Consider the following 614-nt stretch of genomic DNA (forward strand, 5'->3'; position numbering starts at 1 on the left):
TTCTTCAACGTCTTCTTCGACAACACTTTACCGCCCGATGCTTTGTTGTTGGGGGTAAACCCCAACCACTTGGCAAACGCTTTGGCCGAGTTAAATTTGGCAATCGATTCGCCCACCTCCGCCATAAACGTCAGCAGCGCATCCCGCCCAAAACCGGGTATGTTGCTTAGATCAACGCCTAACAGTTGGTGCGCATACTGCTCGATAGACAAACGCGGGGTGTTGCGCGACTGACGCAACTTCTTACGCCCCTTAGTAGGATCAGCCACGGCCTGGGGCTGTTCGAGTCCCTTCGTATGGTCGGTGAAGTGACGGTCAAGTTCTTTGTCCAACTCAGCGATTTCAGTCTGTAGATTCAGATAGAGCCGATAGTTGCTGCGGACTTCAAAACGCATAGCCCCATTCCAATTGCCCCGCAGCAACTCGATGATTTCGGCAGGTTTCTTTTTACAATGGCTATCGACCAGGCCGGCCAGTTTAAGCGGGTCTTCCTGACCTTGGCAAATGGCGGCAATGATCCGCAAACCCGACACCGAGTTGGTATCGGTCAGCACCGTATCTAAGCGTACATTGCCCACCCGCAGGGCTTTCTGGATACGCCGGATGTAATCAGC

Annotated in this window: 1 protein-coding gene; it reads right to left on the minus strand. The window is 53.1% G+C overall.

Annotated elements, in window-relative coordinates; genetic code table 11:
* The coding region (locus ACYVHB_RS32890) for a transposase (protein WP_461056333.1) at positions 1-614 on the minus strand (614 nt) is incomplete at both ends.

Source organism: Spirosoma arcticum (genome assembly GCF_054779955.1).